This is a genomic window from Gimesia chilikensis (genome assembly GCF_007744075.1).
GTDB classification, from domain to species: domain Bacteria; phylum Planctomycetota; class Planctomycetia; order Planctomycetales; family Planctomycetaceae; genus Gimesia; species Gimesia chilikensis_A.
This window is the reverse complement of sequence record NZ_CP036266.1, coordinates 2,318,029-2,339,477: the sequence shown is the minus strand read 5'-3', so window position 1 is coordinate 2,339,477 and position 21,449 is coordinate 2,318,029. Positions and strand designations below refer to the sequence as shown.

Here is a 21,449-nt window from a genome sequence, read left to right as displayed (position 1 = left end):
ACAGACTTGTTCATGACCTGCATACAATTCGTGGTTCTCCCACAGCGACGCTGTCAGGAATTCGCCCATGGCTCGTACCCGCTTTGCTTATATCGTCTTTGTCGTTCTTTCACTCCCCGTACTAATGGTAGGCACTGCCCTGGCGCTGCTGTTTCTGCTGCTCATCTTTCGTCCCCCCATCCTTGGAGACGCCGCGATACCCATGGGGCCCGAAATCGAGATTCCTGATTCACGCTACGATCTCCGTCTCTATGGTGGCCCTGCCCCAGAGGAGACATATTTCTACATACTCTTTGCTGACGCCCCCTATCAAAGCTATCAATCGCGCACACTCGGTCCGCTCAATATCGACGTCGAAACCGTACCCTCTGTGGAAAAAGAGGACGAAGGCGTCTACCGCATTACCTGGGGCACAGGTCCCAATGCCCCTTTCACTGTCATTGATGTCAAACACAGAAAATACATCGAAGACTCCAATCCCGACAATGCACGCAACGAGCCATTCCAACTGGAACACCAGTAAACCAGAGACTGCCCGGAATTCGACTCGCAAAAGAACGACTTCTGAAGACAGATTTTCGTGTCTTTCGTGCATTTCGTGGTAGAAAATACAGTCTGACTTGCCTCCACTTTGCGGAAAACCCCCCTTTTCGCGGTCATTTTTTCGATTTTCCCTCTAAATCGTGACGATATTATGGACATATAGATCTTATTGTTTATAATAAATATTCATGAGACTGCCGGAGGTGCTGACCGGCAGCCTCATAACAATGCGAAATCCCACCTGAAAAGTGGTCTGCTTCCATGTCGGCAGCCCGCTTCCTGCCCACCACAGACATGACGAAAGGCGGCGATGATGAACCGTTGGTTGATTTGTCTCGTTTCGACACTCACACTGGCCGTGTCTGCTTTTCCGGCCTCTGCAGCCACGCCCTCTGATAAGGGCCAGCAGCTGTTCGAATCCAAAATCGAACCGGTGCTCGTCAAGTACTGCTACGAATGCCATTCCAAAACAGGCGAGAGTATCGAAGGCGGCCTGGAACTCGACTCCCCTTCCGGCATGCTGCGTGGCGGTGATACCGGACCGATGATCAAACCCCACGATAGGGAACACAGTTCTCTGTTACGCATGCTGCGTCATGAGGACGGCGTCTCGGGCATGCCCCCCGAAGAAAAGCTCTCGGACGACGTCATCAACGCGTTCGAAGCCTGGATCAAACTCGGCTGCCCCGATACCCGCCAAGAGACCGGCCCCACGCTTAAAGAACAGCGCTACCAGGAAGCTCAAAATCACTGGGCCTTCGTACCACCCCGCAAAGTCGCGCCCCCTGCCGTCAATCAGACCGAATGGCCCCGCGACGCGGTCATCGATGGCTTCACTCTCTCTGCAATGGAACAGAAAGGCGTTAAGCCGGCAAAAGATGCCAGCCGTCTGACGCTGGTCCGCCGCGTCTACTTTGATCTGATCGGCCTGCCTCCCACCCCCGAGCAGATCGACGCCTTCCTGCAGGACAAATCACCCAACGCCCTGGCAAAGCTCGTTGACAACTTGCTCGCGTCCCCTCAGTTCGGTGAACGCTGGGGACGTCACTGGCTGGACGTCGTCCGTTTCGCGGAATCGAGCGGCATGGAGTTCAACTTCACTTACCCCCATGCCTGGCCCTACCGCGACTACGTCATCGATTCCTTCAACCAGAACAAACCATACGATGTCTTTCTGCGGGAACAGATCGCCGGAGACCTGCTGCCGGCCCAACCCCATGAATCTCCCGCAGCGATCGAAGCCCGCAACATCGCCCCCAGTATCCTCTCCTGCGGTCCCAAACGGCACAACTCCAGCGGAACCGAATTCCGCATGGATATTGTCGACGATCAGATCAACACCGTCTGCCGGGCCACGCTGGCGCTGACTGTCTCCTGTGCCCGCTGTCACGACCACAAGTTCGATCCGATTCCCACCGCCGACTATTATTCTCTGGCGGGGATCTTCCTCAGCACCGAACCGATGTACGGCACCATCAAGCAGAAATACAGCAATACCCCCACCGATCTGCTCCCCCTCGGCGAGAACGGACCGGCCCTGCACGCCGCTGCCGAAGCGTATGAGAAACAGCTGCAGGAAACGGAAAAGAAACTGACCACACAGACGGCAGCCCTCAAAAAAGCACAGGATGCCCAGAAACTGGCCGCGTCTGCACATCAGAAGTACGAACAACTGATCGCCACGACCGTCGTCGATCCCAAGAATCCCAATGCCCTCCAGGGTCCATCTCAGGCCGATGTCGATAAGAAAAAAGCGGAACTCGAGAAAGCCAACGCGCAGGTGACTCAGCTGACCAGTGAAGTCACCACACTCAAAACCAAAGTCGCGGAGCTCAAAAAGAATCCCGCTCCCCGGCCGCAGTACGCGATGACCGCCCGGGACCGCAAGAAACCCGCCGACACTTACATCGCCGTGCGGGGCGACTTCCGCGAAAAAGGGGACGTCGTTCCCCGCGGCTTCCTGAGTGCCATCCAGATCGACAACACGCCGCAGATTCCCGCCGGACACAGCGGACGCCTGGAACTGGCCCAATGGATCACCAGTGAGCAGAACCCGCTCACCGCCCGCGTGATGGTCAACCGCATCTGGTACCACCTCTTCGGACGCGGCCTGGTGCCCACCGTCGACAACTTCGGCCTGATTGGCAAACAACCCAGTCATCCGGAACTGCTCGACGACCTGGCCCTTAAGTTCATGCAGGAAGGCTGGTCCACCAAACGCATGATTCGCCAGATCGTGCTCAGCCGCACCTACCAGTTGAGCAGCACGCCCGACCCGACCAACCTGGAAATCGATCCCGAAAACCACCTGCTCTGGCGGGCCACACCCCGACGTCTCGAAGCCGAAGCGATCCGCGATGCGATTCTCACCGTCAGCGGCCAACTCATCATCGACCGCCCAAATGGCTCAACCGTGACCCCACTGGGCGACAAGCTGGCCCGCAGTATTCCCCTGGAAAAACTGCAGCCGCCCAGCAATCAGCGCAGCGTCTACCTGCCAGTCGTTCGCGACTACGTTCCCGAACTGTTTGACCTGTTCGACTTCCCCTCCCCCAGTCTGGTGAGCGGAACCCGGGCCGTCACGAACGTCCCCGCGCAGGCCCTCTACCTGCGGAATTCGCAGTTCATCACCGATCAGGCCCAACACGCCGCCCAGAGACTGCTGGCTGACAAGCAGCTGAAAGATGATGCCTCCCGGGTCGACCTCGCCATGCGGCGTGCTCTGGGTCGCACTCCCACACCCGAAGAACGCACCGGAGCCCTGCAACTCGTGCAGCAGGTTCGTGAGTCCAGCGATCCCCAAAGTAAAACCGTTGAAGTCGACGCCTGGGCCGCCTGGTTCCAGACCCTGTTCATGACCGCGGAATTCCGGTTCCTGGTCGATGCCCGTTAAATCCTCCCTCCCCACTCCTTCCTGGCAAACTCATTGAGGAGATCAGCTCCGATGAAACACGAAACAGCAAATACACAACTGTCACGACGTCAATGGCTCAAGGCAGCCAGTTGCAGCGTGGGTGGACTCGCTTTGACCGAACTCGTTGCTCAGACCAGCCAGGCCGGTCTGCTCTCTCCCCGCATCGCTCACTTCCCCCCCAAAGCGAAGCGGGTTATCTTCCTGTTCATCAACGGCGGCCCCTCGCAGTTTGAATCCTTCGACTTTAAGCCCGAGCTCAAAGCCAACGGCGGCAAGAAGGGCCAGAACAAGGGGAAACTGCTGGCCCCGCTGTACGACTTCGCACAGCACGGCGAGAGCGGTATGTGGATCTCGGAAGCCTTCCCGCACCTGGCGAAACAGGCCGACGAACTCTGTATGCTCAACGGGATGACCGGCCCCAGTCGCGCCCATCCCATCGCCATCCCCATGCTGCATACCGGCGAGTTCAAATTCCAGCGGCCCTCCATGGGCGCCTGGGTGCTCTACGGACTGGGCACCGAAAACCAGAACCTGCCTGGCTTCTTCACCATCAAGCCGACCCGCACCTTCGGCGGTCCCGCGAATTACGGCAGCGCCTTTCTCCCCAGTACCTTCCAGGCCACGCGGCTCGGCTGGTCCGGTCAATCCATCCAGACCGCGTCCATCAGCAACCTGCAGTCGCAGCACGGACTGGCCGCCAACCCGGAACGCACCGCCCTGGCCCTCGCGCAGAAAATGAATGAGGAACTGCTGGGCCAGACCGCCGACGTCCGCGGCGTGATCGACTCGCTCAACCTCAGCGAACAGATGCGCGACGCGGTTCCCGAGGTCATGGACCTCAGCCGCGAGTCGAAAGCCACGCTCGACATGTACGGCGTCGACGAGAAATCCACCGACGACTTCGCCCGCCAGTGCCTGCTGGCCCGTCGTCTGAGCGAAGCCGGCGTCCGCTTTGTCGAAGTCAGTACCACCGGCTGGGATCACCACAGCGGTCTCGACAAATTCAAATCGAAAGCCGAGACGATCGACAAACCGATCGCCGCTCTGCTGGCCGACCTCAAACAGCGCGGCCTGCTGGATGAAACGCTGGTCCTCTGGAGTGGTGAATTCGGACGCCAGCCCGAAACCCAGATCCTCTCCGGTAAAGAGACCCTGGGTCGCGATCACAACTCCACGGGCTATACCGCCTGGCTCGCCGGTGGCGGCACGAAAGGGGGACTCACCCACGGTGCCACCGATGCCCTGGGATATAAAACGGTCGAGGGAGAAGTCCACCTGCACGATCTGCACGCAACCATGCTGCACCTGCTCGGCTTGGATCACAAGAAGCTCGTCTACCGTTTCGGCGGCCGCGACTTTCGTCTGACCAACATCTACGGCAAGGTCGTCCAGGAAATCATCGCTTGAGTCACGCGTTGACCAGTCACCCCGCGTGGCTGGTCAACCAACCTGCTGTGCTGTCAGGCGATCAATTTCCTGCAGGATCTCTTCTGATTCAGCAACCAGGCTGGCATATCCCTGAATGTCACCATTCCGCTGCGCATCGCGAGCCTGCTCCATTTTTTTCGCGTAAGCCTGTTCCAGCTTTTTCCGGGGATCGCGTCGCAACCAGCCAAACATATCCAGCTCCTGAAAATCGGTTCTTGTGCTTAGGTATAAAGACTATAGCCGTCCCCTCCCATCTGACAACGGTCCGATTTTCGGCTTCCGCTACTTCCTCCATAACTGAAGTGATCTGAATCCGCTTATCTCATTTCAGGCATCAGTTCGAGAATCTCATGCTCCAGTTCTTCCAGCACGCGGTAACTGACCGGCTCCTGTTTTAAAGATTCGATGTCAATTTTTGCGGGTAAGGCTAACTCAATCGAGGGGGCAAATGACGAGAGATCATCGACCAGGTGATTAAAATTAGACGCCGTCACAATATCGACCGGCTCCTGCTTCTGCTGTTCGGGCAACTCTCTTAACGTAGAAAAATAGACTTGCGTACGCAGTCTTAATACCTGGAAGTGGGGATCCACAATCAAACTCCGCTGAATAAACAATAAAACAAAATAATCAGGTAATATTAAAAAAATCGTTATCGAATAAGATCGTGATCAGGGTGCGATGATTTTCTGCACACCACTCAATGAACTGCTGGAGCGTCTCTTGATCATCACTACTAAAATTCGACCGATCCAGTGCCACCTGAGAATCTGATGAAGATTCTGATGCCTGTACCGGCTCGCTCTGATCCGTCAGCTCAATCAAATCCGATCTGAGGGCCCGGAAAAATTCCCGGTCCCGCGTGCTGTTCGAATTCAAAACCGCGATGGTCGGAGTTTCCTGCTGATCAACCTGGATCAGAGACTGCAGGTGTTCGCCCAGATGTATCTGATAGGTTCGCAATAAATGCACATAGTCCCCGGGTATCGGGAACAGATAAGGCTTCTTTCCCGGAGAGGAATTTCCATGCAGAATGAGCTGGATCTGGTGCATTATGAATCAGGGTAGAACAGACTGTTCTTCAATTTTTGAGCGAAATGAATGGTGATACTTTGACTACGAAATACGGGGCAGATAGATTTCCACCCCCTACTCGCAAGAAATGATCTGCATAGTACTTGTCTGCTCGTTCAAAAGTTTAATGGGGAAATTCCCCCATTAAAAAAATATTCTGCAATGTTGAGATTCAACTGCGCAGAAAATGAGCTTTAAGGACTGTTTTGCACTCCCGTCCCGTTCCCCCGTTCTGGATAAGAGAGTCCATTCTCCGCTTTAGCAGCGCGCCATGAACTCATCAAAGTTCACACATGTCAGACTGATCCATTCGATAAAACGAATCTCAGTCTCAGCTCATTCAGATCGTGTTTTGAACACGAGCAGATACGGAATCGCGGGGTTATTTTCGGTATCGCGAAAACTGTTAAAGCGTCCCCGATTGAACCACAGCACGTACGTCTTGTCCGGTTCCAGGTCGACGGGAATCACGCACGTGCGTTTGTCATCCAGGTAATGAATTCCCTTGCCAACCTTAGGGAAGTGTTCCGACGAGATCTGCACGACGGCCCACATCCGTTCGGTGATCATGTCCTTGCTGAAGGTAACCGCTATTTCTTTCAGCCCCGGATCAACATCGGTACTGCCAGCCTGGGGTACCGTCTTGACCACTGAGGGAGGCAGCGCTGCCAATGTGATTTCCTGAGAGCCGCCGCGCTCTGCATACGAACTGCTGGCCGATGCCTGCGAGGCCCACTGCTTGCTGTCATTGCTGCCTACCAGTTGGACTGCATCAATTTCATTCCAGCCTTTGACGCGTCGGGTGTCGAGATAGATCTTGAGCGACTTGGAAACCACTTTCGCATTGGCGCTCACTTCAAAAACAGTCGGCGCCGGCCTGACTGTTTCCTGCCCTTCCCAGATCACGACTTCCTTTCCTGCCTTGTCCGACGCCGTCACTTTACTGACTGCACCGGGATTAAAGTTCTCATAGATCCGCACCGCTTTTACTTCAACGGGCGTCTTGTACTCCAGCTGAAGCCACTCGTCTCCCTTATCCTGCGCCAGTGTGGCCCAGGCGGTCTTCTGATCACCGGCCTTAAGCGCGTTCGGTTCCCCCGTGGCCTGCAGAGGAGACCAGCCCGGAGCGGAAGCAGCAACCCCAACCGTCGGATCAACCAGGAATAAGCAACCCAGAAACAACATGTGAAAGAAGAATGTTCTCTGCATCAGTATTCATCCTTTAATTTCCAGAACCGAATCCTGCAGACGCACCGCCAATACATTCGTATACGTTACTCGAGTTTACTGTATCGCAGCGGAATTGGATTGCAATGCGAAAATGGAAGAATGCCCGCCTCTGATATATCAGACAGGGAAATGACCATGACATTCGCAAGGTTGTCACCAAACCACAGGCACAAAAAAAGCCACGCTGTTCAAAGCGTGGCTCGCAGAAGAATGGATCACAGGCCGCTCAGCGATTTTCCACATCGCCGAACAGCTTGATGGCTGCGTCTCGAGTCGTGGTATAGACGACCATGTCCTGCGCAGGAATCGTGGTTTTCCAGGTCTCACCCGCTTCATCGAGGAATTCATGAATGACAAGGCTGGGAGTGATGCTGTGTGAAACGACCACGTGCAACAGGCGTCGTTCTTTACCATCCTGCAGCAACACGTTTTCAAATTGACGTGCTTCAAAACGGATTGTGTCGACCTGGGCAGACCTCGGATCGAACGTGGTGATGACCCTCGATTCATTCGCTTTTAAAGGCTGATCCAACATCAAACGGTCTGCATAAGCCGGACCTTTCACGTCAGCTGGAATCTGTCTGACTTTGGTCAACGTCTGGCCATTCGTTTCTGTCTGAATTCGCACTTGCCCATCGGTCACACGTCCCTGTTTGAGAACGTTGACCAGCGGCGGATTCTGTGCCTGGTAACGATAAGACAGCACTTTGCCATCGACGGTTTCATCAGTCTGAATCATCACTCTGGCACGACTGTCGTCAGGATTCCCGGAAGCGCTCACCACAGATGTATGCGAATTCACGACGACCTGTTTTCCGTCCCGGTCCACGGTTTCAACCGCATCGTGAACGTAGCCTACGTTTTTGCCCCGGAGATAAATCGCCCGCCATTGCTCACGCGCGACAGGTCGATTTCCCTGTTGGGCCTCTGCGATACAGGCGACCGACAAGACGGCCAATGTAAATACAATAATCAGACAACGGTACATGTGAGGACCTCCTGATGGGTCTTAAAAAGGGAACTCAAAGTCGGTAACAGTTTTGCCATCAGTAAATGGGGCCGCCTTCACCAGCTTCCAGCCATCTGGAAAGCATAGCTACACTGTGCAATCCCCCAACCTTATCCTGCCTGTTCCCATCATATCCCCCAGACCCCGGCTCCGCAATAACCTGTAAACAAATATTTACCCAGCATCGTAATCACGGTCTACGGCACCTCAGATCCAGAAACCAAACTCGCACTTTAAGAATATTGAAACTCACCCAGTCAGACTAAGCTTGTTAAACTGAAGGAAATTCTGTTCGAGGTACCACCTGAGACCAGTCAGGAAAATCACCTGTGATTCACAGAATCGAAACCACGCCGGCTATGCAAGATCCATCGGACTCACAATCTGATTCACCTTCGCTGCACAATGATCGCTATCAGACTGTCGTTGCACTCATCCCTTTTATCATCGCGGGGCTGAGACTGAGAATCGTGGCTGTCCCCTGATTCTGGTCCCTGGTCTGACAGCTTGTATCAGTCGACGCGTATTTCGTCATCGTTTAACATCTGAGAATCCAGGTTTCTATCCGCATGAATTCCTTACGAAATGGAGAACCCAATTCGTGGTTATCAAAATAGCGAAAACTCGTGCTGCTTCTGCAAACGACCTGTTTGTATTAGAAAAGACGCTTGGTGTTAAATTACCAGACAGCTTCAGAGATTTTCTAAAAGAATATGATGGTGCTGAACCGGAATCTAATCTTTTTGAGATTGATGAAACCAACAACTCTGGAGTGAATGAATTCATTCTGGCCCAATTGATTCTCAAAGAAAGAGCGTTGATCGAGAATCTTTCACCGCAGGCATTTCCCTTTGCATTTGCTGAAGGCGGCAACTACGTCATTTTAGATTTGAATGGTCGGGAGACGGTATTATTCTGGGATCATGAAACAGCTGAGTTGATTCAATTGTCAGACAGCTTTGAAAAGTTCCTTTCCGACCTTCAACCATTCAGCCTGGATGATGTTAAACTTGAGCCAGGCGATGTGGGAGAAGTCTGGATCGATCCAGATTTTTTAAGAGAGCACGCAGATCTCTTCTATGAGTCTGAAGACGACCTGCAGAATAACGGATAACCCCGAGTGCAGTTTGGGGCGCACCGCGAGCAGGTGACTGAGAATTTAACGATTGATAGACGAGAACATTTCTGAATCCGATCGCTTGTGATAATAGAACGCCTGTGTAAAAATAAACAGAAATACAGTCCCCATCCTAAATGAAGCAGGCAGACTTTCCAAGGTTTCCATCAGTTTTCAACGGGGATTTATCAGCCAGTTTCAGCTGGAAGCATTTTTTAAGAAGCGAATTCAGAAAGCAATCCGATGTTCCGTGATCGAAACATGTGCCAGCTTATGCTGAACCTGGCAATACTGCTCACGATCTGGGGCTGCAGACCGGCGCCCCCTGAACCACCGACCAATGAGACCTCCGCTGTGACAACGGAGACGCCGCCGAAGTTGACCTCCCCCGCGGAAGTCACCTCTGCACTGGAAGCCCGCTGGTCGCTGGATGACATCAAGACATTTTGTATTCCAGAACGCCGCCACAACCCGATGTATCAGAACCTGGTCACCGACGTCGGGGAAACCTGGAAGGGAACGCCCTACGAAAATGTACCGACGGGCTTTGACTCAATCAGCTGGTATGGCACAGCAGTAGACGGTAAACTTCATGAATACTCATTAAACGTGAGCCGAGGTAATGACAGTTGGCTGCTGGAAATCGGCAACGTCGAATCATTCGCAAAACCACCCAATGTCTCTCCTGCCCCCTCACGACCAGGCTTTATTGGCAGCGCACCGCCGGAAAACCAGACCCCCGATAACGCTTTTGTTGCACCTCTGAAACGGGAGTAAGCTCTGTCATTCTGATTCCCGGGATCCTTCTCTGAACAGGTAAAACACATGATTGAGAATAGCTTGAATGTTGATCTCCAGACGCTGGTAAACGAGTTTAATCAACTCTCCTGCGAACGCCTGAATGACTTGCTTGACCTCCGCGACGCCAGTCCGTTCAGCACTGCCTGGCTCTCTGCCAGAGCGGAAATACCGGAGGGTCCACCTCCCACGCAGCTCAAAGAGATTTTCATCGCTGTCTCACAAGCCACTGATCAGCATGAGATCGCATCCTACGTCGCAGACGATCTGGAACTGATTTTCAACGCACAGCAAAATCAGAGTGATCATCCCTTCGTGAAGCAGCTCGCAGAAAGTTACGCACAAGGTCATTTTCCTTATCAACCAGGTGAACCCAGCAAACAGGAAAATGAGTAATGGAGCAGTATACCCTCTCAGGAAGACTTGATCATTTTGAATTCTGAGGACTCTCGATTGATTACAGGAAAAACAGCAGGCACTTCTTTAAGCTTAAAGTCCTCTGCTAAAATTAGTCGTCATCTGCGTAATCAAATACTCCGAGAAAAACCGGGTCAGCAGGAAGGGGATTCTGTACTTTCTGCGGATCGTAAGCAAAATTTAGAATCAAGAATGCCCTCCGACATTTCTTGATTCCCAGTTCCTTTGCGCTGGCGAGAGCATCTTCTACCCAGGATGCGGAATATGACATTGGCTCAAAAACTTTTCTGAGCGGAGTCATTTTCCATTCATCTGATCCTCCCACTTCCAGCATGTCCTCATCATAGGTCGTGATACCGAATTGCGTCTTTAAAATATCGTCATCGAGATCTTCATCTGCAGTCTCTTGGAATAGCCACAATGATATCTTGCCGTCAGTTTCGAATCGCATCTAGTCCTCAATTCCTTCCTGCAAGCGTCCCAGCTTCCGTTGCTGTTCCAGAGAATCAACCCGGGTCGAAATAATATTCTTCAACCGTGATGCAGTCAGGACGTAATACCTGTCGCACTGATCAGCGTCAAAATGTTGATCATCCAATACCTGATAGGCTCTGTAAGGCAGCGAGTTCGTTTCAAGCCAATCTATAAATGACAGAAGCTGCACAGGGAATTCCGGATGATCTCGGTTGAAAAGAGGACTTACAAACAACGGGCTTGAAGCTGCTACAGCAGCGGTCACATCCGAAATACTTGAGGTGCAAAATGTACGAAGCGCGCGAATCACCTCGACTTTCAGCGTCCCAAAATCTTCCAGGATCAATGCGACTTGTGCCATATTTAATACCCCGTATGTCATCTGCAGGAGAAATCCAGCTCACCTCAGTCCCGCTCGCTGAGTGCTTCTACAAAGGCTTCCACCGTGGGTTCGGGGCCTTCGCCAAAGTTCATATGACGCTGTTTGTCCCATCCCGCAAGCACGGTCCGGGGACCGTCAGGCAGGGAGACGCTTTTTTCCAGCGTATAATAATGGGCCGTCACCTGATCCGGATCGGGGGGCGGGTCCGCAGCCAGATCGATGGTCACCAGCACGGCCATCATGTACGTTTCCGCGGCTTCCTGAGGTTCCGGCATCTCAATCACCACGCAGGGATAGTCGTTCAACCGCAGTGGATGTAATTTGATTTCCGCAGCGTCAAACCCCGCCTCACGTCCACACTGCTCGACCACATCTTTCAGCAAAGCCTCCATAAAGGAACCGGCATCGGGCGAAGCTGCGATCGCCAGCAACTGCAGCGGTTCCGCCAGCGCAATCTGTCGCAAGGCATAATGCGCAAACACATAGTGCGGCGAGGGCCCTTCATCGTCAGGCGTCGGTTCCGGTTCGCGTTTCAGAAAATCAAACAGTCCCATCGCGTTTCCCCCTGGCCCGGCCATTAAGTATGTGTCCTACCGACACAGAATGTCTTCGATATCTCTCCCCTGAGTCAGCCTGCCAGGCCAACCGGATTCAGCGCCTGGTTGACACTATACAAAACAATGCTAGTGTAAGACAGAAAGAAATTCCGTATTTTGTCCTTCAGTCACGATCAGCATTCACTTTGTTTTCAGGAGATAATCCAATGACGTCTCACCGCATCCTCTTCACAGCACTTGCACTCATCGTTTGCGCTGCGATTCTCTTTTCACAAACTCCTCCCCCCGTCGCACAGGCAGCGGCTGTGAAATCCGCACCAGCCTGGGAATACAAAATCGCGGATGCCAGCGTGAAATTAGGGGAGTTGGAAACAGCCGGCGAGATCTCGAATGCAGGCATCAAAGCCGCCCTCGAACAGTTTTTAAATCAACAGGGAGCCGACGGTTGGGAACTCGTCTCCTACTCGGGAACAATGGCAGTCTATAAGCGTGCGGTGAGAAATTAAAAGAGAGATCCATGAACTGGAAAGATATCCGACACCTTTTGCTTTCCCCTAGCAACAACAATACCTCATCCTTACTAATTTCTTAAAGAGGAATAGAATGCCTGATGTTCTCCCTGATGCCGCCCTCGGTAGCTTACTAAATACTCATGTTTTGCGTGTTCCCTCATATCAACGAGAATATTCTTGGAAAAAAAATCACGTACAGGAATTATTTGATGACCTAAGGCGCGCGATAAACGATCATGCGGATTCATACTTTTTGGGATCCATCATCGCATGCAAAGTCGATTATGGCGAATTAGAAATTGTAGATGGCCAGCAACGGCTAGCTACAACGGCTATATTATTTGCCGCAATGAGAGATCTAGCAGAATCAATTGGAGAGGACCGCGCAGTAACCTTGATCACAGAGAAATTTCTTTTTCGTCCTAGATCTATCACAGAAGGAGATGACCAATTTAATCTCACATTGAGTGAAATGGATCGTTCTTTTTTTGAGGAAAATATAGTTCGACCGGAAGGGAACTCGAAAAATCGTAAGAAGACAACAGAACTTCGTGAGTCACATAAAAGGTTACAGGAAGCGAGTAGTGTCGCAAAGAAACTCGTAGAGTCTATTACAAAAGGAATGAACAACAAAGATACTACTGAGACACTTCAAAAATGGATGTCTTTTATAGAATATAAAGCACGTGTTATCGTAGTGATTGTAAAAGATCATGAGGAAGCACATATGATCTTCGAAACAATGAACGATCGAGGGCTTGACCTATCGATAGCTGATTTAACAAAAAATCATTTATTTCGTTCATCAGGTGCAAAGATCGATGAAGCTCAAAGAATGTGGCATCACATGGTTGGTGCACTTGAGACCATAGGACGTAAAGAGATTACACGTGACTATATACACCATCTTTACTGTTCCCAGTATGGAGTAGCAAAAAGTCGTGATGTATTTGGACAGATAAGACAAAAAACTTCAACTAGAGCAGACGCGATTTCGTTTACTCGTCACCTTTCAGAGCACGCTGAGTTGTACGCAGCACTACTAAATCCCAACAGCCCATATTGGTCCAACCACGGTACTAAATCCCGACAGCATGTGAGGATTCTTACATCGAATCTCAGAGTATCTCAAATCCGCATATTGTTGTTAGCTGCGTTGAGTAAATTCTCCACGAAGGAGGTTAAAAAATTACTACCCAAAACGGTCTGCTGGTCAGTCAGATTTCTAATTGCAGGAGGCCCCACCGGCAATCTTGAGACTGCATACTCTCAAAATGCTATCAAAATCACTAATGGTGATATTACTACAGCTGATGATTTAGCCAAATCGCTAAAAAGAATCATTCCGACAGACAAGAGCTTTCAGGCTGCATTTGAAGTAGCATCAGTACGAACCACTCATCTAGCTCGGTATTATTTACAATGCCTTGATCGTGCAGAAACTGGTCAAAACGATCCACATCTTGGAAAAGATGACGAGTCTTATGGAAGCCTTGAACACATATTGCCACAAAATCCCGACGATTCATGGGATATCAGCACAAACGAGCTCAACGCAAATGTCAGACGGATAGGAAACCTCGCCTTACTTAGTCCAGATCTAAACTCAAAAAGAGGTAACGGATCTATTAAAGAAGCACTACTGTTATACGACAGATGTAACTCGTTTCAACTTACAAAAGCCATATCCTCTTATGTGACTCGCTCAAAATGGGGACCTGCACAGATTTCAAAAAGGCAAAAAGATTTGGCCAAACTAGCAGTTAAAGCATGGCCAATAAATTAATCAAAAATAGTTATTAGTAAGAATTATTGAAAGAAGTGTGTTCCATCTAGACTTCAAAATGAAGTATGCCCAGTCGTAGTCTCTTTACGATAAAAAATTATATTTACAATCCGTTTTACTATGCGTTTATAAAAAGATCCCACTCAATCCCCCACCCTAAACTCGGAATTGCAGGAATTGGAGGTATAGTGGGAACTGATGGAACTGGAGGGATTGAGGGAACAGGCGGTACAGGTGCGACATCTGGTACAGGAAGGATTGGACCTCCCGTTCCACCACTTATGAATGCTACTACTCCTCCCCTATGATCCCGGAATAAACCGTTTTCAAATACACCAAGATGCTGCCCATGATGACCATATACATTAGAGCCGTTCAAAACTCCAGCATGTTGGCCATTGATGTGATGGATATCTTCCCCATTGAGCCATGCAATTGTTCTACCATTTCTGCCATAAATTGGTTCCATGTTTACCCTTCGAACTAATAAATAATTTGATTTTAAATATTCTTGGGGAGAAGCGTTCCTTACTCCTCTCCTCCCAACTCACTCCCCGTTCCGAAACCGCAGCGAATACAAATCCGCATCCTTCAACACAAACCGCACCCGAATCGGCTTTCCGGCAAACTGGCTCAAATCGCTTTTCCCTTTCCAGGTCATCACGTGGTCCAGTTCGTCGCCGTAGAATTCTTCGCTCTCCTTTATACTGAACCCGGGAAGTGGCTGCCCTTCTGCATCCAGCAGTTCACATTTCACGCTACCGGCTGCTGAGGTAGACAGGTTCAACTCCAGTTCGACTGGTGTTTTTTCTTTTCCTTGGGGACCATCGAACGTAATCAGCCGCGTCGTCATCTCACCGCCGGTAAACGGGGCGTTGATCGACACAAAGCCATCCTGACGCAGCGTGAACCGTCGCAGGCGGCAGGGGCCGACGTAGTAATTCTCAATCGCATACAGCGACAGTTCCGGCACGTGCCCCGGCAGCGGGCTCGGCGTCGTCGTGATCCCCCAGGCGATGTGGTTATTCCGTTGCCACCAGCGTTCGCGGTTCTGCCCGGGACGGAGGAACGCTTCGTCCCAGCGGTTCCAGTGCATGCCGTCCCGGCTCGTCATCAACACGCCATCACTCACGCCGGGGTGATTGTTTTTCGGATCCGGGTGCCAGGCCGCCTTGCGACTGGGTACGAACCGTTTGGGAAACGCCAGGAATAGATGCGGTGCCCGGGGATAGGCGATCGTCGCATTCGTATAGAGATGCTGCTGCGGCGAATTTTTAATATCGATGAACTTCGGCGGCGTCCAGTTCACAAAATCATCCGAAGTGCAAGTCATAATCGCCCGCACCTTGTTGGTAAAGCCGCGATGAAAATCGACATACTCCTGACGGTGCTCATCCCAGAACGCCAGGTTCTGTGAATCAAAGGCCCCCTTCGTGATCACCGGCTTGTCTGTCAGTAGACGCCAGTGAATCCCGTCAGCGGAGGCGAACGCATACAGGCCCCCCTTACCCCGTCCCAGGGCTTTAAATTTCTCATCGGTTTTACACTGGGGATTCGTATCCAGAAACGGCGAGAAATTATGCGCACCAGTTCCCGTCCAGACGATGTTGTTCTTCTTCGAACCGTTGAATTCAAACAGCCCCAGGTCAGGCTTCCGCCAGTGGATTGCATCGTCACTCTCGGCATAGCAGACGACCTCATGCGTGACCTTGCCTTTGCTCCAGTCGTGATGCGCGCCGCGATAATACATGCGGTACAGGTCGCCATCTTTCAAAATGCGGACATAATAACTGATGTTCCCTTCAGCCGGGGCATCATAGGTGATCGCAATTTCCTGGGGTACCGGGTGATGCAGTTCCTGGCGGGCGCCATCGAGACTACCGATCATCCAGTCGTCAATGAACAGTTCACGCCTCGAACCAATATGAGCCGGTTCCTCCGCAGAGAGAATACCGGACAGAAGCATAAGAAAACACAGGCACAGCAGGGACGCACGCACTCGCATGAGAGGCTCCTCGAGTCAGATCAGCGGTTAACAAATTTGATTGAAGACCGTCGGTCTTCCCAATCAGGTTAACATCCGATCCCAAGAGACCGGCTTTTCAACCCGCGTGCCACTGGTCAGTATACTGTCCCCTCATTTGAAAGCAAACACGTTCCCCGAAAACAGAGCGACCTGTTATCAATCACTTCCCGCTTTCAATCGTCGCTGCTGTCAAAGTAGGCCGCCAGTTCTTCCTTGATGTTATTCCACTGTTCCTGATCGCCACTCAGCGCCATCCAGGCCTGCTTGGCTTTGCTCTCGGCCATGCCCACCGCCTGTTCCATCGTGATCTTAGGCGGCATCGACAGTTCGCCATTGGTAACCACCGCATCGATCAGAAACGGCCCCGACGACTGTTTCGCCCTCTGAATCGCCGCTTCAATATCCCCGGCGTGTTCGACACGCACGCCCTCGGCCCCGCACCAGCGGGAATAATCGGCCAGATCAGGCACATCGATCGCGAGTACATCTTTCTCGGGGACGATGCCGGCCACTTCCATCTCCAGTTTGACCAGATCCAGGCTCGAATTGTGCAGCACCAGCATTTTGATCGGCAAACCGAGATTCGCAATCGTCAGCCAGTCCTGCATCGCCATCGTGAATGCACCGTCCCCCACCAGCGCCCAGACTTCCCGCTGCGGAAAAAGTAACTGGGCTCCCAGTGCCGCGGGCAGTCCGACGGCCATTGAACCATGGTTGAACGAACCGATCATCCGCCGATCCGAATGAAACGAGATGTACCGCGACGCCCAGACAGTAATCGTCCCCGTATCCACGACGAAGATCGCATCGTCACTGGCGTGCTCATTGATGAAACGGGTAAAGATCTGCGGATGTAGCGGCTCATGATCGCGGGACGGATCCGCAGCCTGTCGCATCTCACGCCGCCAGTCATTGAAGCTGCCTGTAAGTTTATCATGAAATTCAGAAGCCCCCTGCGATTCGACCTGGGGCAACAGTTGCTGCAATGACGCTTTGACATCTGCATGAATCCCCAGGTCCACCCCCACTCGATTACCGATCCGAGGCAGGCTGCTGTCGATCTGCACCACGGTGCAGTCGTGCGGCAGATACTCGGTATAGGGGAAGTCGGTTCCCAGCATCAGCAGCAGGTCCGTATTCATCACCGCATGATATCCTGACGGATTTCCAATTAATCCTGTCAGTCCCGCCACGTGCGGGCAGTCATGATCAAAGATATCACAGGCGCGTAACGAATGGGTAATCGGTGCCTGCAACTTGTCAGCCAGTGCAATCACTTCGTCCCGCGCCAATCGGCAACCCGCCCCCGCCAGGATAGAGATCCGCTTCCCCTGGTGCGTGCGAATCAGTTCCGCCAGTTGCTGCACCTGTGCGTCATCGGGAACAAGCGATGCCCGGGAACGGAACAGCGGCTGGAGATAGTCATCCCCCTCACATGCCATCTCGGCGATATCGGCCGGCAACTCGATGCGGCTCACCGAACCATTACTGAGCGCTTCCCGGATCGCCCGCTGAATCAAGCGGGGTGCTTCCTCGGGAGAACGGATCACGGCCTGAAAATCACAGACATCATCGTAAATTTTCGTCAGATCGACTTCCTGGTGAAACCCGGTGCCGATCTGTGAAACAGGCACCTGCCCCGTCACCGCCAGCACGGGACTGCGTTCCCGCTTCGCATTATACAGGCCATTGATCAAGTGCAGGGCCCCGGGGCCCACGGTCCCCGCGCAGACTGCCAGGTTTCCACTCAACTCGGCCTGGGCAAACGCGGCATAGCTGGCATTCCCCTCGTGCCGGACACCGATCCATTCAACTTCATCGTGCTTGTGAATCGCCTGGGCAAACGCATTCAAGGCATCACCAATCACACCAAACACCTGGGTCACACCGGCTTCAATGAGAATCTCCAGCAACTGTTCTGAAACATTGCGAGACATCGGACTTCCTTTCTGGTTCGAAAAACAACCGGCGCAGAAAAGGCGTCTGCCAGACGTGAGCTAAGACCATCGTCGACAGTGCGTCCCGATGTCCTGCACCGATTAGAATAGATTGAATCTCAGAATGGGGGAGTCGAGGATCTTAAATCAGATCCTGTTTAAAGATTAACATCTTGATCCCCCACTGACCAGCGTGTTTCAGTAATCCTTTCCTCAACGATCCATCTGGAGCCACAGTCGCCGCAGTTTTCCACCGGACGACTTCGCTTTTCATCGACCGACTTGTTTTCAGCTGAGGGTTCACTAAGATTTCAGTTGAGTAAGCCGACTTCAACGCCGCGTGCTTTCAATGCCAGGTAACCTCGAAGTTCACCCGATCTGCTGCCCGCCTGATTCACTGAATCGATTCCGTCAGAGTGTTTGACATCTGTCGCCGATTCGCACTGATATTCCGGAGGCAACACGATTAATCAGCAGACAGAGTCCACTGACGTCGACGAACAAAAACTGAACCTGGCAGAGCTGCTGGCCATGGGGGTCGGCGGCATGATTGGCGGAGGCATTTTCTCCGTGCTGGGAATGGCGGTCAAAATATCCGGTCACGCCGCTCCGTTGGCCTTTCTGATCGGAAGCTTTGTCGCCCTGGCCGCGGGCTACTCATACGTCAAACTGGCACTCGGTTTTCAAAGTGATGGTGCCAGCTTCACCTATCTGGACCGCGCCTTTTCCGCGTACCCCAATGTCGCAGGCATCGCAGGCTGGACGGTGATTGTGGGTTACATCGGGACGCTCGCGTTATATGCTTACACGTTTGGCATCTACGGTTCCCACCTGGTCGGCTTCGCCGGCTCCACGATCATACGGATGCTGCTCTCGATTGGGGTGCTGCTGTTCTTCCTGCTGATCAACATCAAGGGAGTACAGTCCAGCGGAAAAACGGAAGTCATCATTGTATTCACCAAGGTTCTGCTGCTGGGCCTGTTCGCCCTCGCAGGCACATTCTCCATTCAGCAGGATCACCTTTTCCCAGTCTTCGAACAGGGAGTCTCCTCAGTCTTTATTGCCGGTGCGATGATCTTTGTTGCCTTTGAGGGCTTTCAGCTGATCACCAACGCGGTTCTGGAATCCCAGAAACCCGACACCAATATTCCCCGTGGCATCTACGGTTCGATTCTAATCACCTCATTCATTTACTTTGGCGTTGCGATTGTCGCCGTCGGAAATTTGACACCCGACCAGATCGAAGCCGCGAAAGAATACACGATGTCGGTCGCCGCCCGCCCGGCACTGGGTCACGCAGGCACGGTACTGGTTGATCTGGCCGCACTGCTGGCGACCTCTTCTGCAGTGAATGCCACGATCTTTGGAGCCTCACGTATGATGGCGGATATGGCACAGGAACGACGCATGCCCGAGATCTTTGCCCAACGCACCCACGCCCGCATCCCCTGGGTCGCCATTGTCTTCATGTCGCTGCTCGCCGGCGGATTTACGCTGCTGGGCAGTCTGGAAACCATCACGCTCTTTTCCAGTCTGACCTTCCTGCTGGTTTCCATCGCGGTCTCAGCAGCCAACTTCAAATTGCGTGACACCACCCACAGTAATCTCTGGCTGATTCTGCTCGGAATCGGACTGATGCTCTCGACGGTCATACTGCTGGTGATCCATCTCTGGAGTAAAGATGGGGCCCGCTTCTATTGGCTGCTCGGCTTTTTTGCTACAATTGCGATCCTGGAAGTTTTCTTCTGCTGGTACCGCTGTCGTAACGACGAAGAATTTCAACAGAAGCATCAGAAAAAGCACATTAACCGTTCCTGATCTCTGAATAGGAGTCGTCGCCCATGTGTCGCTGGCTGGCTTACACCGGATCGCCTCTGCAACTGAGTGTCCTGCTCACCCGCCCCAATCATTCACTCATCGACCAGAGTCGGCACGCGACACAAAACGTCGAAGCCCTCAACGGCGACGGCTTCGGGGTCGGCTGGTATGGTGACGATCCCACACCGGGTCTCTACCGCGATACGCATCCCGCCTGGAACGACGCCAACTTCCGCCACCTGGCCGATCACATCCGCTCGCGGCTCTTTATGGCACACGTCCGTGCCTCGACCGGCACCGCAGTCCAGAATACGAACTCGCATCCCTTCAGTTTCGATAACTGGCTCTTTCAGCACAACGGTTCAATCCCCGCGTTCCGCTCGCTCAAGCGACAACTGCTGTTCGATGTCGACCCTGAACTGTTCCCGTTCATTGAAGGTTCCACCGATTCCGAAACGCTGTTCTTTCTCGCGCTGACGTTCGGCCTGAAAGACGATCCCCCCGCCGCCCTGGCCCGTGCGATCGGTCATGTGGAACAGGTCCGCAAAGCCGCGGGGATCGAAGTTCCACTGTTCGTCAGTGCCTGCGCGACGAATGGCGAACAGCTCTGGGCGATCCGCTATTCCAGCAATCATCAGTCGCGGACGCTCTATCACAGTTCGCATCTACATGCCCTGCACGAGATCGACGGAACTTATGCGCCTCTGCCCGACGACGCCACGATCGTCGTTTCCGAACCTTTGGACGAATTGACCAGTCACTGGGAAGAGGTCCCCGAGTCGGCGCTGCTCACTGTCTCTGGGGGCTCTGCTACGGTGAGTTCATTCTCACCCATGCTGCCGGATTGAAGAACCTACCCGGCCATCTGTCCCGGAAGCACCCGTAGCAGATAGCCGGCCAGCAAGATGCCGCGTCCCGTCCAGGCCAGCGTGCGTACCCAGTTCGTCGCAACCAGCAGTCGGATCTGGTGACTGTCGTAACCCTGAATGAGCTTATGATGCCGGGGGACCTGCAGCAGGGCGGTCGAGAACCAGACCACGAAAAGTAGCCCGACTCCGCTCCAGGCCTCCAGCGGAGTGAAACCGGCGGGTGCCCAGTAAACCAGGGCAATCGTGCTGAAGGCTTCAATCAGCATCATCGGTCCCACCACCAGCGTGGTCCGCAGCTGATGCGCTGTCTGGAAAGTGATGAATTCATTCTGCCCCACGAGCGCAAACACAGGGTAATGGGCCACCTGCACGAACCAGATCAGGCCCACCATGTAAAACGTCGATACCAGTTGCAGCAGAAACAGAATCTTCAACACGGTTTTTCTCCCCGGAACAATTGTAGATGTTCTACTTTAGTCCCAGCTAGTGAATTGCCGACCCCCGAAATCAGAATTTCCACGCAAAAAACAGCCTCCGCAGCAGGCACATCCATGATCT

Annotated in this window: 22 protein-coding genes; 10 read left to right on the top strand and 12 right to left on the bottom strand. The window is 52.8% G+C overall.

From position 1 onward, the window contains the following. Positions 1 to 67: 67 nt before the first annotated feature. The 3 genes from HG66A1_RS08965 to HG66A1_RS08955 all read left to right on the top strand — a co-directional run bounded on the left by HG66A1_RS08965 (position 68) and on the right by HG66A1_RS08955 (position 4,864). Positions 68 to 523, top strand: a complete 456-nt coding sequence (locus tag HG66A1_RS08965; protein WP_145182323.1) for a hypothetical protein — start codon at positions 68 to 70, stop codon at positions 521 to 523. 330 nt (positions 524 to 853) lie between these two features. After that, the gene (locus HG66A1_RS08960; RefSeq protein WP_145182320.1) at positions 854 to 3,436 is read left to right on the top strand and encodes a DUF1553 domain-containing protein; all 2,583 of its coding nucleotides are present in this window, start codon (positions 854 to 856) and stop codon (positions 3,434 to 3,436) included. Positions 3,437 to 3,487: 51 nt separating this feature from the next. Beyond that, a complete protein-coding gene (locus HG66A1_RS08955) occupies positions 3,488 to 4,864 on the top strand; it encodes a DUF1501 domain-containing protein (RefSeq protein WP_145182318.1) in 1,377 nt (458 codons plus the stop codon). A gap of 33 nt (positions 4,865 to 4,897) precedes the next feature. Here the strand turns inward: HG66A1_RS08955 and HG66A1_RS08950 are convergent, their stop codons facing one another. The 5 genes from HG66A1_RS08950 to HG66A1_RS08930 all read right to left on the bottom strand — a co-directional run bounded on the left by HG66A1_RS08950 (position 4,898) and on the right by HG66A1_RS08930 (position 8,177). Beyond that, positions 4,898 to 5,077 carry a DUF6435 family protein gene (locus tag HG66A1_RS08950; RefSeq protein ID WP_145038646.1) on the bottom strand — a complete coding sequence of 60 codons (180 nt, stop codon included), beginning with the start codon at positions 5,075 to 5,077 and terminating at the stop codon, positions 4,898 to 4,900. A gap of 125 nt (positions 5,078 to 5,202) precedes the next feature. Further along, on the bottom strand, positions 5,203 to 5,478 hold the full coding sequence (locus tag HG66A1_RS08945) for a hypothetical protein (RefSeq protein ID WP_145182316.1): 276 nt from the start codon (positions 5,476 to 5,478) through the stop codon (positions 5,203 to 5,205). A 37-nt stretch (positions 5,479 to 5,515) separates the two neighbouring features. Further along, positions 5,516 to 5,938 (bottom strand): hypothetical protein, encoded by a 423-nt coding sequence (locus HG66A1_RS08940; protein ID WP_145182314.1) that lies wholly within the window; start codon positions 5,936 to 5,938, stop codon positions 5,516 to 5,518. A 357-nt stretch (positions 5,939 to 6,295) separates the two neighbouring features. Further along, on the bottom strand, positions 6,296 to 7,168 hold the full coding sequence (locus HG66A1_RS08935) for an Ig-like domain-containing protein (protein ID WP_145182312.1): 873 nt from the start codon (positions 7,166 to 7,168) through the stop codon (positions 6,296 to 6,298). 247 nt (positions 7,169 to 7,415) lie between these two features. After that, on the bottom strand, positions 7,416 to 8,177 hold the full coding sequence (locus HG66A1_RS08930; RefSeq protein ID WP_145182311.1) for a hypothetical protein: 762 nt from the start codon (positions 8,175 to 8,177) through the stop codon (positions 7,416 to 7,418). Positions 8,178 to 8,799: 622 nt separating this feature from the next. Here HG66A1_RS08930 and HG66A1_RS08925 point away from each other — a divergent pair. The 3 genes from HG66A1_RS08925 to HG66A1_RS08915 all read left to right on the top strand — a co-directional run bounded on the left by HG66A1_RS08925 (position 8,800) and on the right by HG66A1_RS08915 (position 10,509). Next, the gene (locus tag HG66A1_RS08925) at positions 8,800 to 9,312 is read left to right on the top strand and encodes an SMI1/KNR4 family protein (RefSeq protein WP_197997053.1); all 513 of its coding nucleotides are present in this window, start codon (positions 8,800 to 8,802) and stop codon (positions 9,310 to 9,312) included. 246 nt (positions 9,313 to 9,558) lie between these two features. Continuing rightward, positions 9,559 to 10,092, top strand: coding sequence for a hypothetical protein (locus HG66A1_RS08920; protein WP_145182306.1), 534 nt, complete (start codon positions 9,559 to 9,561; stop codon positions 10,090 to 10,092). Positions 10,093 to 10,140: 48 nt separating this feature from the next. Further along, positions 10,141 to 10,509 (top strand): hypothetical protein, encoded by a 369-nt coding sequence (locus tag HG66A1_RS08915; protein ID WP_145182304.1) that lies wholly within the window; start codon positions 10,141 to 10,143, stop codon positions 10,507 to 10,509. A gap of 112 nt (positions 10,510 to 10,621) precedes the next feature. Here HG66A1_RS08915 and HG66A1_RS08910 read toward each other — a convergent pair whose 3' ends face one another. The 3 genes from HG66A1_RS08910 to HG66A1_RS08900 are packed head-to-tail and all read right to left on the bottom strand — an operon-like array spanning position 10,622 to position 11,940. Beyond that, positions 10,622 to 10,981 carry a hypothetical protein gene (locus tag HG66A1_RS08910; RefSeq protein WP_145182301.1) on the bottom strand — a complete coding sequence of 120 codons (360 nt, stop codon included), beginning with the start codon at positions 10,979 to 10,981 and terminating at the stop codon, positions 10,622 to 10,624. Beyond that, on the bottom strand, positions 10,982 to 11,365 hold the full coding sequence (locus HG66A1_RS08905; protein ID WP_145182298.1) for a hypothetical protein: 384 nt from the start codon (positions 11,363 to 11,365) through the stop codon (positions 10,982 to 10,984). Positions 11,366 to 11,409: 44 nt separating this feature from the next. Continuing rightward, positions 11,410 to 11,940, bottom strand: coding sequence for a hypothetical protein (locus HG66A1_RS08900; RefSeq protein WP_145182295.1), 531 nt, complete (start codon positions 11,938 to 11,940; stop codon positions 11,410 to 11,412). A gap of 209 nt (positions 11,941 to 12,149) precedes the next feature. Here HG66A1_RS08900 and HG66A1_RS31905 point away from each other — a divergent pair, with 209 nt between their 5' ends. Next, the gene (locus HG66A1_RS31905) at positions 12,150 to 12,449 is read left to right on the top strand and encodes a DUF4177 domain-containing protein (protein WP_197997052.1); all 300 of its coding nucleotides are present in this window, start codon (positions 12,150 to 12,152) and stop codon (positions 12,447 to 12,449) included. 97 nt (positions 12,450 to 12,546) lie between these two features. Beyond that, entirely contained in the window at positions 12,547 to 14,241 is a 1,695-nt protein-coding gene (locus HG66A1_RS08890; RefSeq protein ID WP_145182289.1) for a DUF262 domain-containing protein, read from the top strand. 118 nt (positions 14,242 to 14,359) lie between these two features. Here the strand turns inward: HG66A1_RS08890 and HG66A1_RS32780 are convergent, their stop codons facing one another. The 3 genes from HG66A1_RS32780 to HG66A1_RS08875 form a co-directional block, all read right to left on the bottom strand. Further along, positions 14,360 to 14,710, bottom strand: coding sequence for a 4-fold beta flower protein (locus HG66A1_RS32780; protein WP_409999466.1), 351 nt, complete (start codon positions 14,708 to 14,710; stop codon positions 14,360 to 14,362). 78 nt (positions 14,711 to 14,788) lie between these two features. Continuing rightward, positions 14,789 to 16,246: a hypothetical protein gene (locus tag HG66A1_RS08880; protein WP_232106781.1), complete on the bottom strand. Its 1,458-nt coding sequence runs from the start codon at positions 16,244 to 16,246 to the stop codon at positions 14,789 to 14,791. A 194-nt stretch (positions 16,247 to 16,440) separates the two neighbouring features. Next, the gene (locus tag HG66A1_RS08875; RefSeq protein WP_145182283.1) at positions 16,441 to 18,204 is read right to left on the bottom strand and encodes a thiamine pyrophosphate-dependent enzyme; all 1,764 of its coding nucleotides are present in this window, start codon (positions 18,202 to 18,204) and stop codon (positions 16,441 to 16,443) included. A gap of 465 nt (positions 18,205 to 18,669) precedes the next feature. Between HG66A1_RS08875 and HG66A1_RS08870 the strand changes: the two genes are divergently transcribed. Together HG66A1_RS08870 and HG66A1_RS08865 are read left to right on the top strand one after the other, a co-directional pair. Next, entirely contained in the window at positions 18,670 to 20,022 is a 1,353-nt protein-coding gene (locus tag HG66A1_RS08870) for an APC family permease (protein ID WP_315851642.1), read from the top strand. Positions 20,023 to 20,045: 23 nt separating this feature from the next. Then, positions 20,046 to 20,870, top strand: coding sequence for a class II glutamine amidotransferase (locus HG66A1_RS08865; RefSeq protein WP_145182277.1), 825 nt, complete (start codon positions 20,046 to 20,048; stop codon positions 20,868 to 20,870). Positions 20,871 to 20,875: 5 nt separating this feature from the next. On the opposite strand, the gene HG66A1_RS08860 is transcribed toward HG66A1_RS08865, so the two are convergent. Next, a complete protein-coding gene (locus HG66A1_RS08860; protein WP_145182274.1) occupies positions 20,876 to 21,328 on the bottom strand; it encodes a hypothetical protein in 453 nt (150 codons plus the stop codon). Between the last annotated feature and the right edge of the window lie 121 nt (positions 21,329 to 21,449).